Source organism: Pseudomonas eucalypticola, from assembly GCF_013374995.1.
Classification (GTDB): domain Bacteria; phylum Pseudomonadota; class Gammaproteobacteria; order Pseudomonadales; family Pseudomonadaceae; genus Aquipseudomonas; species Aquipseudomonas eucalypticola.
On sequence record NZ_CP056030.1, the window covers coordinates 5,847,464 to 5,864,756 of the forward strand.

The following is a 17,293-nucleotide window of genomic DNA, read 5'->3' on the forward strand; positions in this document are numbered from 1 at the left end:
TGCGCCACGCACCGCACACCCTTTCCACCGCCGTCTACACTCGACTCATTCCAGGGAATGAAATCGAGGCCCACATGCGCGTGCTGCTCTTGCTGTTCCTGATGGGCCGGGCAGCCATGGCGGTCGCGCTGCCGCTGTCGGCCGAAGAGCAGGCCTGGCTGCACGATCACCCTAGCCTGCGTCTGGGGGTGGACGCTTCGTGGCCTCCCTTCGAATTTCGTGACACGGGCGGTGTATACCAGGGCTTGGCGGCGGACTACGTCAGACTGGTGCAGAAAAGCCTGGGGGTCACCCTCAGCCCCGTAGAGCCCGTGAGCTGGAGCGAAACGCTGCAGCAAGCGCGCCTAGGCCAGGTCGACCTGCTGCCCGGGGTCATGTCGACCCCCGAACGCCAGGCATACCTCGCGTTTACTCGGCCCTATCTGGACTTCCCCATCGTTATCCTCGCTCGCAAGGACGGCGCCCAACCACGCAACCTCAAGGACCTCTACGGCCTGAAGGTGGCCGTGGTGGAAAACTACGCGCCTCACGAACTACTGCGTACCCACCACCCCGACCTCAACCTGGAAGCGCTGCCCAACATCAACTCCGCGCTCGAAGCCTTGGCCACGGGCCAGGCCGACGCGGTGGTCGGCGACCTCGCCTCGAGCGTCTGGAGCCTGCGCCAACTCAAGCTCAAAGGCCTTTACGTCAGCGGCGACACCCCCTACCGCTACCAACTGGCGATGGGCGTGCCCATCCACGAAAAGATCCTTGCCGATATCATCGACAAAGCCATCGCCGGGCTTGATCCACAGCAGGTCGAGGACATTCAGGAACGCTGGGTTGGCAAAATCGTCGACCAGCGCACCCTGTGGTATGACTACCTGCTCTACGCCCTGCCAGCATTGCTGCTGATCCTGGCGATACTGGCCGGCGTGATCCGCATCAACCGCCGGCTCAGCTCGGAGATTTCACGGCGCATCGCCCTGGAACAGGAATTGCGCAGCAGCGAATACCATTATCGAGGCCTGGTGGAGAGCCTTTCGGCCATTGCCTGGGAGGCCCACCCCACCGACTTCTCCTACAGCTACGTGTCGCCGCACGCCGAAGCGTTGCTGGGCTACCCCCTGGCCCATTGGCTCAAACCGGGCTTCTGGCGCAGCATCCTGCACCCCGCCGATGCTGCGTGCGCGGACGCGTTCTGTACCGCCGAGACCCTCGCCGGGCGCGACCACGTGGTGGACTACCGCGTAGTGACCGCAGACCAGCGGGTGATATGGGTACGGGATATCGTCAGCCTGATCCGCCAGGGGCATGTGCCGGTCATGCGCGGCCTGATGATCGACATCAGCGAAATAAAACGGACCGAAGAAGCTCTGCGCCAGTCCGAGCAGAAGTTCGCTTCGGTCTTCCGCCAGTTCCCTGACATGCTCATCATTGCCCGCCTCAGCGACGGCTGCCTGCTGGAGGTGAACCGCGCGTTCGAAGAGCAGACCGGGCTCAATGCCACCGACGTGGTAGGCCGCACTGCCAGCCAACTGACCATTTTCACCACCCCGCATGTCGGCGCCGATCTGCTGCTGCGCCTGCAAAGCGGCAGCATCCGCAACCTGGAGATGCCCCTGCGCCGTCACAATGGCCAGACGTTTACCGGCCTGGTTTCGGCCGAACGGTTCGAACTGGACACCACCCCGGCGCTGGTGGTGGTTGTGCGCGACATCAGTAAACTCAAGGAAACCCAGCAACGCCTGCAGACCAGCGAGGAAAAGTTCGCCAAGGCCTTCCACGCGTCCCCTGACGGCATGCTGCTCACCCGCCTGAGCGACGGTATGCTGCTGGAAGTGAATGAAGGGTTCAGCCGCATCAGCGGTTACACCAGTGGCGTGTCCATCGACCACTCGACCCTGGACCTGGGGCTCTGGGTAGACCTCAACGAACGCAAGCGCCTGCTGGGCATGCTGGCACGCGATGGTTTCGTCCGTGATTTCCGTTGCCACATACGCCGCAGCGATGGCGCCATCCGCCTCTGCGAAGTCTCCACCAGCCCCTTGCCCATCGCTGGCGACGCCTGCCTGTTGACCATCGCCCGGGACATCACCGACCGCCACATGATGCAGGAAAAACTGCAACTGGCCGCCACGGTGTTCGAAAGCACCGCCGAAGGCGTGCTGATCACCGATACCCGCCAACGTATCACCGCGGTCAACCGCGCCTTCAGCGAGATCACTGGCTACAGCGAAGCCGAGGCCGTGGGCAACACCCCTACCCTATTGGCATCAGGCCAGCACGACAGCGCCTTCTATGCGGCCCTGTGGCACCAGTTGACCGACGAAGGTCATTGGCAGGGCGAAATCCATAACCGCCGCAAGAACGGCGAACTGTACCCCTGCTGGCTGACCATCAGCGCCGTGCGCAACACCGAGGCCGCGCTGACGCATTTCGTCGCCGTGTTCGCCGATATCTCCAGCCTCAAGCACGCCCAGGCGCGCCTGGATTATCAGGCCCACCACGACCCGCTCACGGGCCTGCCGAACCGCACCCTGTTCGAAAGCCGCCTGCAGGCGTCGCTCAACCGCCAGCATGACGACAATGGCCAGGGCGCGGTGCTGTTCCTGGACCTGGACCGCTTCAAGCACATCAACGACAGCCTGGGCCACCCCGTGGGGGACCTGTTGCTGACCGGCATCGCCCAACGCCTCAAAGAGCAGGTGCGCGACATCGACACCGTGGCCCGCCTGGGCGGCGATGAGTTCATCATCCTGCTGCCCGGCCTGCACCAGGCCAGCGACGCCGAGCACATCGCCAACAAGCTGCTGGCCTGCTTCAGCGCGCCCTTCCAGGCCGGTGAGCACGAGTTCTTCACCAGTGCCAGCATTGGCACCAGCCTATACCCCCAGGACGGCACCGACGTCGCCACGCTGATCAAGAACGCCGACGCCGCCATGTACCGCTCCAAAGCCAAGGGGCGCAACCGGGTGGAGTCCTACACCCGTGACCTCACCGCCCAGGCCAGCGAACGCGTGGCCCTGGAATACGAATTGCGCCGCGCCATCGAGCGGGGCGAACTGAGCCTGGCCTACCAGCCCAAGTTCAGCCTGCTGGACCAGCGCCTGGTGGGCGCCGAGGCCCTGGTCCGCTGGGCCCACCCCACGTTTGGCGACGTAGCGCCCGAGCGCTTCATTCCCCTGGCCGAGGAAAACGGCAGCATCCTGCAACTGGGTGACTGGGTACTGGAAGAGGCATGCCGCCAGCTGCAAGCCTGGCAGGGGCTGTACGATACCTTCGGCCCTCTGTCGGTCAACCTCGCCGGTGCCCAATTGCGCCAACCCAACCTGCTCAAGCGCATCGAACAACTACTGCGCGACTACCGCCTGGCCCCCGGCTACCTGCAACTGGAAATCACCGAAAACTTCATCATGAGCCAGGCAGAAGAAGCGCTGGCGGTATTGCATCAGCTCAAGGCACTGGGCGTACAACTGGCCATCGACGACTTCGGTACCGGCTACTCCTCGCTCAGCTACCTCAAGCGCCTGCCGCTGGACATCCTCAAGATCGACCAGTCATTCGTGCGCGGCCTGCCCGCCGACCCCCACGACGCCGCCATCGTGCGAGCCATCATCGCCCTGGGCCGCAGCATGCAGCTGACGGTCATTGCCGAGGGCGTGGAAAACGCCGCACAGCAGCAATTCCTGGCAAACGAAGGCTGCGAACAGGTACAGGGTTTCATCTTCAGCCAGCCCCTGCGCCCCGAAGAATTCGCCGCAGCGTTTCTTCGTATGCGTGTTTCCGACTTTTCGGATAGCACTGGCGAGAATCCGTCGTTATAATCCGCGACCTACTGGGGGCCTATAGCTCAGTTGGTTAGAGCAGGGGACTCATAATCCCTTGGTCGCAGGTTCGAGTCCTGCTGGGCCCACCACCTATGAAAAAGCCGCGCGAAAGCGCGGTTTTTTCGTTTCTGGCATTCCCGGCGCGCGGGGCATCAAAAACGCTATGACCGCCCCTGCCTGAACGCCTGCCCCGTCCGGGTCAACGCCTGCTCCAACGTCAACGGCGGCACCCACCCCAGCACCCGCCGAGCCTTGCCCGAGTCCACCTGCAAAGACGCACACAAGGTGGTGTACATGCTCTCCCTGCCCAGCAGCTTCGCGCCCCAGCGCATCAGGCCGTCAGGCACCGGGACCAGGCGTGCCGGGCGGCCCATGCTGGCGGCCAGGTAGCGAACCATCTGCGCGGTGGAGGCGTCTTCGCCGTCGGAGATCAGGAACAGCTGGTTACCCGCCGCCGGGTGCTGAGTGCAGAGCACGATGAAGTCCGCCAGGTTCTCCAACGCGACCATGCTGCGGCGGTTGTCCAGGCTGGCGAAGGGCAGTGGCGCGCCGGAGGCGACCAGCTTGAGCAAGCGCGGGAAATTGCGCCGGGCATGGGCGGCGTAGATCAGCGGTGGCCGAATGATCACCAGGTCCATGGCCGTCCCCTCCACCAGCGCTCGCAAGCCCTCTTCGGCTTCGAATTTGGATTGGGCGTAGTCGCCGTCGGGAGTCGGTGTCGAGGATTCATCGAAAGGGGTGCCGGTAGTGGACGAGCCATTGACTCCCAGCGAACTGATGAAGATAAAACGCCGCACGCACGCCGCCAGTGCCTGCTGCGCCAAGGCCAGGGTGCCCTGCAGGTTGGTACGGCGGTATTCGGCCAGCGGGTCCGGGCTGCTGTCGGACTGCAGGTTGAGGCGTGCGGCCACATGCACCACGACGTCGATGCCCTGCAGGGCTGCGGACCAGTCAGTGTCGCCCGAGATATCGCCCACGGCGACCAGGGGTATGGCGCCCTGACGGCTGGTCGACGCGCGGCTGCTGCCGCGCACGTGTGTATCAGGCTGCGCTGCCAAGGCTTCACAGACAGCCTGGCCGAGGAAGCCGGTGGCTCCCGTGACAAGTACATTCATGGCGTTCCCGAGCCTCGCTGGGTGCAGAGTATGCGAGCAGCATAGCCACGCTTTGAGCAATGCTCAGGGTCAGCGGGCAATTGTCACGACGTTCTCCGACCAAACGGTTACACTGGCCCGGCTGTATCAATATGTTTCGATGAAAGAAGTCGGTCCAAAACCGACGCGGTCGCGCCACTGTAGTCGGCCTCCAGCCGTAAGCCAGACCTTTCTTCGACCTGCCCACCGTAACCGGGACGCGTAATCCCAGAGGTAATCATGGCCTATAGCACCACTTCACACTCCGATATCTCGATTCCGACCATTCCCCTGGGCGAGATTCTGCCCTGGGCGATCTTTGGCGGCCTGCTGCTGATGCTGGCGATCTACTTCGTCGGCGCCGAACAAGGCGCCACCGCCCTGTTCAAAGGCATGTACGTTCACGAGTTCGTGCACGACGGTCGCCACCTGCTGGGTTTCCCCTGCCACTGATCGCTCCTTGAGGTGTTCACATGACTGGTCGTTTACTCGTCAGGGGCATGCTCGTCGGTCTGATCGCCGGCATCCTGGCTTTTGGCTTTGCCAAGGTGTTCGGTGAGCCCCAGGTTGACCGCGCCATCGCCTTCGAAGCAAGCATGTCGCACATGCACGGTGATGCCGAAGAACCCGAGCTGGTCAGCCGCGAGGTGCAAAGTACCTTCGGCCTGCTGACTGGCGTGGTGGTGTACAGCGTTTCCCTGGGTGGCATTTTCGCCCTGGTGTTCGCCTACTCCCTGGGCCGCATTGGCAAGGTTGGCCCGCGCGGCTTGTCGGCCTTGCTGGCCCTGGCTGCGTTCATGGTGCTGATCCTGGTACCGGAACTCAAATACCCGGCAAACCCGCCTTCGGTGGGCAACCCCGACACCATTGGCCTGCGCACTCAAGTGTATTTCCTGATGCTGCTGGTCTCGGTGGTCACCGCGGTGATAGCCATCAACGCCGCCCGCAAGCTCGTGGCCAGCCGTGGCCCCTGGGCCGGCGCCATCGCTGGCGTGGCGCTCTACCTGGTGATCATGGCCGTGGCCGGCTCGCTGTTCCCCGTGATCAACGAGGTTCCGGAGCACTTCTCGGCTGACGTGCTGTGGAAATTCCGCACCTCGTCGCTGGGTATTCAGGTGGTGCTGTGGACCAGCATCGGCCTGATCTTCGGGCCGGTGGCCGAGCGCCTGTTGAACCCGGCGCCGCGCCGCGTGCGTGCCTGAGCCACCCTTGGCCAAAAGAACCGCGCCCAGGCGCGGTTTTTTTTGGCCGCGCGATGACACCTGCTGACACCATGCCCGGCCCCTGGACAGTGGGCCGATTAGCTGCCTTAATCGCGCACGACCTGTACCGGTTGCCGAGGTCAGGGCGCATTGCGCGCTGCCCGATCAACCTGCCCACGCGCGAGCCAACCCGTGACTGACACCCGTACCCTGCCCCTGGATGAAATCGACCGCCAGCTCATCGCCGCCTTGCAGATCAATGCCCGCGAAAGCGTGGCCGTGCTCGCCCGCCAGCTGGGCATCGCCCGTACCACCGTGACCTCGCGCCTGGCGCGCCTGGAAAAAGCCAAAGTCATCACCGGCTACGGCGTGCGGCTGGGCCAGCGCCTCGCCGACGGTGGCCTGCAGGCCTATGTGGGCATCACCGTGCAGCCGCGTTCGGGCAAGGAAGTGGTACGCCGCCTCAGCGCGATGGGCCAGGTGCAGCAGTTGTGCGCGGTCAGCGGCGAGTTCGACTACGTGGCCTGGCTGCGCACCGAGTCACCGGAACAACTGGACCAGTTGCTGGACCAGATCGGTAGCGTCGACGGGGTGGAGAAAACCACCACCTCTATTATCTTGAGCAGCAAAGTGGACCGCGGCCAGTCATTTTGACGCGAAAGCTCGTCACTCTGCAGCGGTACATGTCATTACGACGACACTCTGTGCCTTAATAACGGCAACGGCTCTCCCTAAAATGGCTGGCACCCCTTTCCTATACTGAAAGCTCCGCTCAGTAGCCGCCCATAAGGCCCGCCATGACTCAGCACAACCGCCACCCCGCCGACGGCAAGAAGCCCATCACCATTTTCGGCCCGGACTTTCCGTTCGCCTTCGACGACTGGATCGAGCACCCGGCGGGCCTGGGCATGATTCCCGCGGAAAACCATGGCGCCGAAGTTGCCATCGTGGGCGCGGGTATCGCCGGCCTGGTAGCGGCGTATGAGCTCATGAAACTAGGACTCAAACCCGTACTGTACGAAGCCTCGAAGATGGGCGGGCGCCTGCGCTCGCAGGCCTTCGAAGGCACCGACGGTATCGTCGCCGAGCTGGGCGGCATGCGCTTTCCGGTATCGTCCACGGCGTTCTACCACTACGTGGACAAGCTCGGCCTGGAAACCCGCCCCTTTCCCAACCCGCTGACAGCCGCTTCCGGCAGCACGGTCATCGACCTGGAAGGCGAGACCTACTACGCCCGCACCCTCAGCGACCTGCCAGCCCTGTTCCAGGAGGTGGCCGACGCCTGGGCCGACGCCCTGGAGGCCGGTGCCCAGTTCAGCGAGATCCAGCAGGCCATCCGCGACCGCGACGTGCCGCGCCTGAAGTCGCTGTGGAACACCCTGGTACCGCTGTGGGACGACCGCACGTTCTACGATTTCGTCGCCACCTCCAAGGCGTTCGCCAAGCTCTCGTTCCACCACCGCGAAGTGTTTGGGCAGGTCGGCTTCGGCACCGGCGGTTGGGACTCGGACTTTCCCAACTCGATGCTGGAGATCCTGCGGGTGGTGATGACCAACTGCGACGACCACCAGCACCTGGTCGTCGGGGGTGTCGGGCAGGTCCCCGAAGGCATCTGGCGCCATGTGCCGGAAAAATGCGCCCACTGGCCTGCCGGTACCAGCCTCAGCTCCCTGCACCATGGCGCGCCCCGCTCGGGCGTGAAGAAAATTGCCCGCGCCGCCGACGGCCGCTTCGCCGTCACCGACAACTGGGGCGATACCCGCCACTATGCTGCCGTGCTCGCCACCTGCCAGAGCTGGCTGCTGACCACCCAGATCGAGTGCGAAGAGTCACTGTTTTCGCAAAAAATGTGGATGGCCCTGGACCGTACGCGCTACATGCAGTCCTCGAAGACCTTCGTGATGGTCGACCGGCCCTTCTGGAAGGACAAGCGCCCCGACAACGGCCGCGATACCTTGAGCATGACCTTGACCGACCGCCTGACCCGCGGCACCTACCTGTTCGACAATGGCGATGACAAACCCGGGGTCATCTGCCTGTCCTATTCGTGGATGAGCGATGCCCTGAAGATGCTGCCGCACCCAGTGGAAAAACGCGTGAAGCTGGCCCTGGACGCCCTGAAGAAAATCTACCCGGACGTGGATATCGCTGGCCATATCATCGGTGACCCGATCACCGTGTCGTGGGAAGCCGACCCGTATTTCCTGGGGGCCTTCAAAGGCGCCCTGCCCGGCCACTACCGCTACAACCAGCGCATGTACGCGCACTTCATGCAACACGACATGCCGGACGACCAGCGTGGCATCTTCATTGCTGGCGACGACGTGTCGTGGACCCCGGCCTGGGTCGAGGGCGCCGTGCAAACCTCGCTGAACGCCGTGTGGGGCATCATGAAACACTTCGGGGGCCGCTGCCACGCCGAGAACCCAGGCCCCGGGGACGTCTTTCACGAGATTGGCCCCATCGCCCTGGCCGAATAAGGAGCCACCATGAAAATCGCGCTTTGCCAATGCGAGCCACAACCGCTGGCGGTCGTCGACAACCTGGCGCGCCTGCAAGCCCAGGTGCGCCAGGCCAAGGCCCAGGGCGCAGCCCTGGTGGTATTTCCGGAGATGTTCCTGACCGGCTACGACATCGGCCCGGATGCCGTACAGCGCCTGGCAGAAACCGCCAACGGCCCGTCTGCCCACGTGATCGCCGGCATAGCCGAGGCCCACGACATGGCTATCGCCTACGGCTACCCCGAGCGTGGCGCGGATGGGCAGGTATACAACAGCGCCCAGCTGTTCGATGCCCGCGGCATCAGCCTGCTCAACTACCGCAAGACCCACCTGTTCGGCGAACTCGACCATCGCCTGTTCAGCCCGGGGGGCGATGATTTTCCTGTGGTAGAACTCAATGGCTGGAAGGTCGGGGTGCTGATCTGCTACGACATCGAATTCCCGGAAGCTGCTCGGCGGCTGGCCCTCGGCGGCGCCGAACTGATCCTGGTACCCACCGCCAATATGCTGCCATTCGAGTTTGTCGCCCAAGTGACGGTACGCAGCCGTGCATTCGAAAACCAGTGCTACCTGGGGTACGCCAATTACTGCGGCGCTGAAGGCAGCCTGCGCTACTGTGGCTTGAGCAGCATCGTGGGGGCCGATGGCAACGTGCTCGCAATCGCGGGCGCAGAGCCCTCGCTGTTGTTTGCGCAGCTGTCTCGCAAAGGGCTGGGCACCGTGCGCGCCGCCTACGACTATCTGCGCGATAGGCGCGCCGAACTGTATCGGCCAATTTGCGAAAAATAGTCAATATTCCGCCAATGACGAAGCCCTCACTTTGAGGGCTTCATTTTTTTGGCGTCGGTATTTATTCCGCCCTTCGTCGTAGCGTCTACCCCCCTGAAACCCCCGCCGCGTGCCGCCCCCAGCAAATACGGGGGCGCTGTGCCAGTAACGCGGCAAAAATGTGCCAGCGCGCCATAAAACCGTGAAGAAGTGATCCGATCTGCAGCGTCAACTTTTCAACTTCCTTGTTTTTCAACGGGTTATATAGCTGGAAAGGGTATAAAACGCCTCGCCGCGTTTTTTTTGACAAAAGCGATTGACAGCCTGCCGAAGACAGTCGATATATCTCTCTACCCGGCGCCAATAACGGCTGGGTCGAGCCACAACACAGAGTGCGGCCGATTAGCAGTCCGGTAGTAATTGATAAAACCTGCCAACACTTACTTTTACTGTTCTGGCTCGATTTTTTATCGGGTCTGTATGGGTTTTGACAGAGTAATTCGCAATTAGCTTGTTACGACGAGCGGGCGGTAGCTTTGTCCCTCACAAAACACTTTCACATGACCCGAATGGGCCGCCCCCTGCGGTAGCCATGCCGCGAAAAAGTGTGAAGAACAATTAAGCGTCGATGTCCTGCCTTCGCGACCCTTCCTCAAACGCAGCGAGTTTGTTGCCATGTCGCCACTGATTTCGATTGACGAAAACACCTCCGCCCGCCTGGTCCATGACATGAACCATCAGGGCTTCGCCACCTTGGAAAACGCCCTCTCAGAGGACGCGCTTGGCAACCTGCGCGCCTATGTCGAAGAGCAGGCCGCCCGCCACAATAACCAGTACTTCGCCTATCACGGCTACCCGGCGCTGGCCGGCAGCGCCCTGGCGGCATTGGGAAAAACTCCTGAATTCAAGGAGTTGCTGTCGCGCATGCACAAGCAGGGTAATGGCCACGACGCGCCCAGCGACGAAATTTTTCCAGTGCTGCGTTGTGTGCAGGGCGGCAGCGGGCGCAAGGAGTCCAACGCCTTTCACTACGACGCCACGGTGCTCACCATGCTGGTGCCGATCTTCACCCCCCAGGAAGGCGAACTACGTGGCGACCTGATTCTGTTCCCCAACCTGCGTCGCGTACGCCGTTGGGTACTGGTCAACGTGATTGAAAAAGCGCTATTCCAGAATGCACTTTGCAGAAAGTTCCTAAGTGCCTGTATTGATCGAAAATTATTAAAGCCTGCAACACTAAGCGTTGTGCCCGGCAACGTCTATTTCTTCTGGGGTTATCGCTCGCTGCATGCCAACCAGCCCTGCGATCCGGCGTTCAGGCGGGCCACCGCGTTATATCATTACGGCGATCCCCACGCCGGTAGCCTGGTGACTCGCTGGATATTGAAACTCAATCAACGGCGCGCCCGAAAAGTTGTCGCCCGCACCGACGCCCCCCTTTCCTGAGTACGCCTCGAGGCCCCTGCGGCCATTGCCGGGAGATGCACCATGATCAACGTGACCAAGTCTTATCTGGGCAACATCGACAAGTTCAAGGCGTACGTGGACATGATCTACGCCTCGCACTGGATGACCAACCACGGCCCCCTGTGTTGCGAGCTGGAGGAGCGCCTCAAGGAACACCTGGGGGTACGCAACCTGATCCTCACCAACAACGGCACCCTGGCACTGCAAGTGGCTTACCGGGCATTGGGCCTGAGCGGCAGCGCGGTCACCACCCCCTTCAGCTTCGTCGCCACCAGCAGCACCTTGCAGTGGGAAGGGATTCGCCCGGTGTTCGCCGATATCGACCCGCGGACCTGGAACATCGACCCCGAGCAGATCGAGTCGCGCATCGGCTCCGACACTAGCGCCATCGTTGCCACCCATGTGTTTGGCAACCCCTGCGCCGTGGAACGTATCGAAGCCATCGCCAAGCGTCGCAACCTCAAGGTCGTCTACGACGGCGCCCATGCCTTTGGTGTGCGCCATGCCGGGCAGTCGGTGTACAACTGGGGCGATGCCAGCACCTTGAGTTTCCACGCCACCAAGCTGTTCCACACCATCGAAGGTGGCGCCATCGTGACCCAGGACGATGACCTGGCCCGCGAGGTACGCAAGCTGTGCAATTTCGGCATCACCGGCGTGGACCGTATCGAAGGGTTGGGCACCAACGCCAAGCTGAATGAATTTTCTTCGGCCATGGGCCTGTGCGTACTGGACGACATCGAGCACATCTTCGAACAGCGTGCCGAGATGGGTCACTACTACGAGCAGCGCCTGAGCGGCCATTTCGACCTGCAGGGCGTACACGACGGCGACGAAATCAACTACAGCTACTTCCCGGTGGGCCTGCTCAACCAGGCCGAGGCCCTGGCCGTGCGGGACGCGCTGCAGGAGCAGGACATCAACCCGCGCCGCTATTTCTACCCGTCGCTGGACACCCTGGACTACCTGCAACCCCAGGCCGCCCAACCCCATTCCCGCGGCCTGAGCCAGCGCATCCTGTGCCTGCCCATTTACCCGGGCCTGGCTCGCGACATTCAGGACAAGGTCATCGACACCCTGCTGCGCCAGCGCGAGAAGCCCCAGGACACTTCACTCGCGCATGCGGTGTAACGCATGAAAAAGCTTTCGGTGGTTCACAACACCACCATCAGCTACCTGGGGCAGGCCTACACGCTGCTGGTGGGTATTCTGATCATGCCGTTCTACCTCGGTCACCTGGGCGCCGAGGTGTATGGCCTGATTGGTTTCTACGCAGTGCTGCAGGCCTGGCTGACACTGCTGGACGCGGGCATGTCGCCGTCGCTGGTGCGCGAGATCGCGCACCACCAGGGCAGCGCCCGGCAGCTGCGCAAGTCGGGGTGGTTGCTGCGCTCCTTCGAGCTGATTTTCGTGCCCCTGGCGCTGGTGTGCGTGCTGGGGGTGTGGCTGGCCAGCCCCTGGATCGCCGGGCAATGGCTCAACGCACAGCACCTGGCGCCGCAGACCCTGGCCCACTGTGTAGCCCTGATGGGGGTGATGGTCGCCCTCAGGCTCTACGCCACCCTGTACAAGAGTGGCCTGCAAGGCCTGGAACTGCATGCCTGGCTCAATGCGGCCAATGTGCTGATCGCCACCCTGCGCTATTTCGGCGGCCTGGCCCTGGTGGCATGGGTGTCCCAGGACCCGATCGTGTTCTTCCAGTTTCAGGTGGCCGTGGCCTTGCTGGAAACGCTGATCTTCGCTGTGAAGGCCTGGCGCATGCTGCCGGCGCCCCACTGGTACAGCGGCTTCAATCAGGCCTTGATAAAGCCGGTATTGCCCTTCGCCGCCAGCCTGTCGCTCAGCTCGGTGTTGTGGATACTGCTGACACAGCTGGACAAGGTGCTGCTGTCCTCGCACCTGACCCTCAAGGACTACGGCTACTTTTCCCTGGTGGCGCTGATCAGCACCGGCATCATCATGCTGATCAACCCCCTGGTGCAGACCTTGCTGCCGCGCATGACCGCCCTGATGGCAGAAGGGCGCGATGCCGACATGCGTCGCCTTTACCTGGACGCGCACCGCTTCATCGCCACTTTCATCGTGCCACTGTCAGCGGTTATCGCCCTGCATGGTGATGCCCTGGTCTTCGCCTGGAGCGGCGACCGCGCCGCGGCCCACTGGGTGGGGCCCGTACTGTTCTGGTACGCGCTGGGCAGCGGGATCCTGAGTTTGAGCGGCTTTCAGTTTTACCTCCAATACGCCTATGGCCGCGTGCACTTGCACCTCTGGTACAGCCTGGCTTCGGCCGTGGTGACCGTTCCAGTGCTGGTGGTGGCCGTGCAGTTCCATGGCGCGCTGGGTGCCGCGATCGCCTGGTTTGCCCTGCGCCTGGTGTCGTTTGCCTTCTGGCCAGCGTTCATCCACCGCCGCCTGGCACCAGGGCTGCACCGCCAGTGGCTGCACGACGTGCTGCGCATCAGCCTGATGAGCGCACTGGGGCTGGCAGTGACCCAGCCCCTGGTACAGGCCATGGCCGGCGACAACCGTTTGCAGACCTTCCTGGCCCTGGCCCTCTGCGGCCTGATCAGCCTGTTGTTGGTCGCCGGCAGCCACCGGCCCTCGCTGCAACGTGTCCTTCTCATCTTCAACCGTGTGAGCGCGCAACGATGAACAGCAGACCCGAAAGCGACATCATGAAAAACTGGGGCCCGGCACGCGAGCCGCTGCTGAGCATCGTCTGCCCTACCTACAACCACGAACACTTCGTGGCTCAGACGCTGGACAGCTTCCTGGCCCAGCAGACCGACTTCCCGTTCGAAGTCGTCATCAACGATGACTGCTCCACCGACGGTACCGCGGCCATCGTCGCCGACTATGCCCGGCGCTACCCCGGCATCATCCGCCCGCAGTTCCAGAGCGAGAACCAGTACCAGCAAGGCAACCATCCTTGCCCCGGCCTGTTTCGCCTGTCGCGCGGCAAGTACATCGCGTTCTGCGAAGGCGATGACTACTGGACCGACCCTTTCAAACTGCAAAAGCAGGTCGACTTCCTCGAGCACCACCTGGATTACGTGATCACTTACCACGACGCCGTGGCGTTCAACGAGCACGGCATGCAGGGGGTGCAGTTGCAGGGCAAGGGCCAGCGCGATGCCACCAGCCTGGAGTTGATGCAGGGGCGGCCCATTTCCACCCTCACCACTTGCTTTCGCAACGTGCTGCACGAAATGCCCCGCGAACTGGCGGGCGCGCCACTGACTGACCTGGTGTGGTGGGCCCTGCTGGGGGCCCACGGCAAGGGCAAGTACCTGGGTGACATCGCGCCCGCGGCCTACCGGGTACACAGCGGCGGCGTGTTCTCCATGCGCTCGGACAAGAAGAAGTTGCAGATGACCCTGCACACCTATGGCGCATTGGCCAATTACTACTTTCGCATTGGCAACGTGCCGCTCTACGAGCACTGCCAGGTGCAGCTGTTCGGCCTGTCGATCTCCGCCATTTCGCCCCTGAAGAAACTGCTGGCCCTGGCCCTGGTGGCCCGCAATGTCAGCGTCAACCTGCTGCGCCGCGCCACCTCGTCGACCGCCCGGGGCTGAGCCGCCCGCCTACCTGAGTATTGAGGATCAATAAAAATGACTGCGATGAACCGCTCCTCCCTTGAGCACTACCAGGACACTCAGTTAGACCTGGCGACCCTGTTGCGCACCCTGATCGACCACAAGCGCCTGATCGCGGGCGTGGTAGGCAGCTTCGCGGTGGCGGGCCTGGCTTTCGCCTTCCTGGCCACGCCCAGCTACCAGGCCAACGTGATGATCCAGATCGAACCCCGGCGAGTGGGGCTGGACAACACGCCCGAGATCAACACCAAGCCCAACGCCGTGTCCCAGGCGACTGCCGAGATCGAACTGATCCGCTCGCGCGCCGTGCTGGGCCAGGTGGTCAACGAGCTGAACCTGGACGTGGTCCACAAGCCCAACTACCTGCCGGGCATCGGTGCCTTCATGGCCCGCCACTTCAAGCCTACCGCCAATGAGCCGCTGGCCGCGCCCCTGCTGGGCTTGGACAGCTTTGCCTGGGGCGGTGAGAAACTGGACGTGTCGACCCTGGAAGTGCCCGAAAGCCTGCTAGGCAAGAAAATGACCCTGGTGGCCGGCGAACACGGCCAATACCGGCTGCTGGACAGCGACGGCGACGCCCTGCTGACCGGGCAAGTGGGAGAGATGGCAGCCGCGGGCGGAATCAGCCTGCAAGTGGACACCCTGCAAGCGCGCCCCGGCACTGAGTTCACCGTGGCGCGTAACCGCGCCCTGGTCACCCAACTGGAGTACCAGACCAAGCTCAAGGTGGCCGAAGCTGGCAAGGATTCGGGCATCGTCTACCTGTCCCTGGAGGACCCGGACCCCGCCCAGGCCAACCGCGTGCTCAACGAGGTCAGCCGCCTGTATGTGCGCCAGAACCTGGAACGCACCTCGGCCGAAGCCGAGCAACGCCTGCAATTCCTGCGGTCGCAACTGCCCATTGTCCGCGGTGAACTGACCAAGGCAGAAGACGCGCTGCACGACTACCAGATGCGCAGCAAATCGGTGGATATCTCCCAGGAAACCAGCTCGTTGCTGACGCAAGTGGTCAGCGTCGACAACCAGATCTCCGAGCTCAAGCTCAAACGCGCCGACCTGGACCGCCTGTACACCCGCCAGCACCCCACCCAGGTGGCGCTGACCAACCAGATCAACCAGCTCGAAGCGCAGAAAGCTTCCATGCAGAGCCGCGTGCACAACCTGCCTGAAACCCAGCAGGAACTGCTGCGCCTGACCCGGGAACAGCAGGTCACCAACCAGACCTACACGCAACTGCTGAACAAGACCCAGGAACAGGACATCATCCGCGCCGGTAACATCGGCAACGTGCACATCATCGACAAGGCCGACGCCAACGTCGAAGAGCCGGTCAAGCCGATGAAGAAGCTGATCGTGCTGATCTCCATCCTGCTTGGCGGCCTGGTCGCCGTGGCCATCATCTTCGTGCGCCAGGCCTTCGACCGCGGCATCGTCAACCCCGATGATATCGAGAACCTGGGGATTCCGGTGTACGCCTCGGTCCCCCTGTCGCGGCTGCAAGACCGCCTCAACAAAGGCCGCGCGCCGCGCAAAGGCACCAGCGACACCCGTCTGCTCAGTGTCGCCGAGCCAGGCGAGCTGGCCGTGGAGTCGCTGCGTAGCCTGCGTACCAGCCTGCACTTCGCGATGATGGAAGCACGCAACAACATCCTGATGATTTCCAGCCCCAGCCCAGCGGTGGGCAAGTCCTTCATCAGCGCCAACCTGGCCGTGACCATCGCCCAGGCCGGCAAGAAAGTACTGCTGATCGACGCCGACATGCGCAAGGGCTACTTGCACAAGGTAGTGGGCCTGCAACCGCGCCACGGCCTCTCCGACGCCCTGGCCGCGCGCCTGAGCAACCGCGAAGTCGTCAACGCCACCGCGGTGGACAACCTGCACTTCATCTCCTGCGGCTTCGCGGCGCCCAACCCGTCCGAACTGCTGATGCACGACAACTTCAACAAGCTGTTGCGCGAACTGGCGCCCAAGTACGACCTGGTGATCATCGACACCCCGCCCATCATGGCCGTCACCGACGCCGCCCTGGTGGGCCGCCAGTCGGGCACCACCCTGCTGGTGGCGCGCTTCGGCAAGAGCTCGGCCAAGGAACTGGAAGTCGCCAAGCGCCGCCTTGCCCAGAACGGCGTGCTGGTCAAGGGCGCGATTTTCAACGGTGTGCAACGCAAGGCGTCCACCGCCGAATACGACTGCTCCGCCTACGACTACAGCCCGAACAAGAAATAAACCGGGCCACCGATCCATTGCCCCGGCAGGAGCCGGGGCGGCACGCGAGACACTGACCATGAGCTACCTGAATGACAGTTCCAACTGGTACCTGATCCAGACCAAGCCGCGCCAGGAAGCCCGCGCCGAAGAACACCTGGCGCGCCAGCACTTCGAATGCTTTCGCCCTCTGAAACCAGCGTTGGACAAGCCGCGCAAGGCCGCTGAAGAAGAGCTGTTTCCCGGCTACCTGTTCATCCGCCTGGACCAGGGTGACAGCTGGTACCCCATTCGTTCCACCCGCGGCGTGTGCCGCATCGTCGCCTTCGGCGGCGCCCCGTGCCCCGTCCCCGACAGCCTGATCGCGCAGATCCGGCGGCGCCTGGCCACACCCGAACCACAGCCCAGTTTCAACCAGGGCGAAGCGGTCCTGGTGCATACCGGCGGCAGCGACATCCAGGCCATCTTCCTCAGCGACGACGGTCAGGAACGCGCGGTCATCCTGCTCAACCTGCTGCAACGCGAACAACGCATCAGCCTGCCCAAGAGCAGCCTGTCGCGCATGGCCTTGCCAGCCTGCTGAGCCGCGACCGTCCGCCAACAAGA

The 17,293-nt window shown here is 63.1% G+C and carries 13 protein-coding genes and 1 tRNA gene; 13 read left to right on the top strand and 1 reads right to left on the bottom strand.

Translation table 11 applies throughout. The features are described from left to right. Positions 1–74: 74 nt before the first annotated feature. Both HWQ56_RS26265 and HWQ56_RS26270 read left to right on the top strand, forming a co-directional pair. On the top strand, positions 75–3,809 hold the full coding sequence (locus HWQ56_RS26265; protein WP_176572096.1) for a bifunctional diguanylate cyclase/phosphodiesterase: 3,735 nt from the start codon (positions 75–77) through the stop codon (positions 3,807–3,809). A gap of 15 nt (positions 3,810–3,824) precedes the next feature. After that, positions 3,825–3,901, top strand: a tRNA-Ile gene (locus tag HWQ56_RS26270). Between the two features lie 72 nt (positions 3,902–3,973). Here HWQ56_RS26270 and HWQ56_RS26275 read toward each other — a convergent pair. Next, positions 3,974–4,927, bottom strand: coding sequence for an NAD-dependent epimerase/dehydratase family protein (locus HWQ56_RS26275; RefSeq protein WP_176572097.1), 954 nt, complete (start codon positions 4,925–4,927; stop codon positions 3,974–3,976). A gap of 258 nt (positions 4,928–5,185) precedes the next feature. On the opposite strand from HWQ56_RS26275, the gene HWQ56_RS26280 reads away from it, so the two are divergent. The 11 genes from HWQ56_RS26280 (at position 5,186) to rfaH (ending at position 17,270) form a co-directional block, all read left to right on the top strand. After that, complete coding sequence (locus HWQ56_RS26280) at positions 5,186–5,398, top strand: CbtB domain-containing protein (RefSeq protein ID WP_158153201.1); 213 nt, start codon at positions 5,186–5,188, stop codon at positions 5,396–5,398. A gap of 47 nt (positions 5,399–5,445) precedes the next feature. After that, complete coding sequence (locus HWQ56_RS26285) at positions 5,446–6,147, top strand: CbtA family protein (protein ID WP_245217904.1); 702 nt, start codon at positions 5,446–5,448, stop codon at positions 6,145–6,147. Between the two features lie 192 nt (positions 6,148–6,339). Then, complete coding sequence (locus HWQ56_RS26290; RefSeq protein WP_158153198.1) at positions 6,340–6,801, top strand: Lrp/AsnC family transcriptional regulator; 462 nt, start codon at positions 6,340–6,342, stop codon at positions 6,799–6,801. A gap of 143 nt (positions 6,802–6,944) precedes the next feature. Beyond that, positions 6,945–8,627 (top strand): flavin monoamine oxidase family protein, encoded by a 1,683-nt coding sequence (locus HWQ56_RS26295; protein ID WP_176572099.1) that lies wholly within the window; start codon positions 6,945–6,947, stop codon positions 8,625–8,627. A 9-nt stretch (positions 8,628–8,636) separates the two neighbouring features. Next, positions 8,637–9,437 carry a carbon-nitrogen hydrolase family protein gene (locus tag HWQ56_RS26300; protein WP_176572100.1) on the top strand — a complete coding sequence of 267 codons (801 nt, stop codon included), beginning with the start codon at positions 8,637–8,639 and terminating at the stop codon, positions 9,435–9,437. Positions 9,438–10,091: 654 nt separating this feature from the next. Continuing rightward, positions 10,092–10,862: a hypothetical protein gene (locus HWQ56_RS26305; RefSeq protein WP_176572101.1), complete on the top strand. Its 771-nt coding sequence runs from the start codon at positions 10,092–10,094 to the stop codon at positions 10,860–10,862. Positions 10,863–10,904: 42 nt separating this feature from the next. Next, positions 10,905–12,014, top strand: coding sequence for a DegT/DnrJ/EryC1/StrS family aminotransferase (locus HWQ56_RS26310; RefSeq protein WP_158154952.1), 1,110 nt, complete (start codon positions 10,905–10,907; stop codon positions 12,012–12,014). A 3-nt stretch (positions 12,015–12,017) separates the two neighbouring features. Next, on the top strand, positions 12,018–13,535 hold the full coding sequence (locus HWQ56_RS26315; RefSeq protein ID WP_176572102.1) for a lipopolysaccharide biosynthesis protein: 1,518 nt from the start codon (positions 12,018–12,020) through the stop codon (positions 13,533–13,535). After that, a complete protein-coding gene (locus HWQ56_RS26320; RefSeq protein ID WP_158154955.1) occupies positions 13,532–14,461 on the top strand; it encodes a glycosyltransferase family 2 protein in 930 nt (309 codons plus the stop codon). Before HWQ56_RS26315 ends, HWQ56_RS26320 begins: the two co-directional genes overlap by 4 nt. Before the next feature lie 36 nt (positions 14,462–14,497). Then, a complete protein-coding gene (locus tag HWQ56_RS26325; RefSeq protein ID WP_176572103.1) occupies positions 14,498–16,708 on the top strand; it encodes a polysaccharide biosynthesis tyrosine autokinase in 2,211 nt (736 codons plus the stop codon). A gap of 58 nt (positions 16,709–16,766) precedes the next feature. Beyond that, positions 16,767–17,270 carry a transcription/translation regulatory transformer protein RfaH gene (gene rfaH / locus HWQ56_RS26330; protein WP_158154959.1) on the top strand — a complete coding sequence of 168 codons (504 nt, stop codon included), beginning with the start codon at positions 16,767–16,769 and terminating at the stop codon, positions 17,268–17,270. The last annotated feature ends 23 nt before the right edge of the window (positions 17,271–17,293 follow it).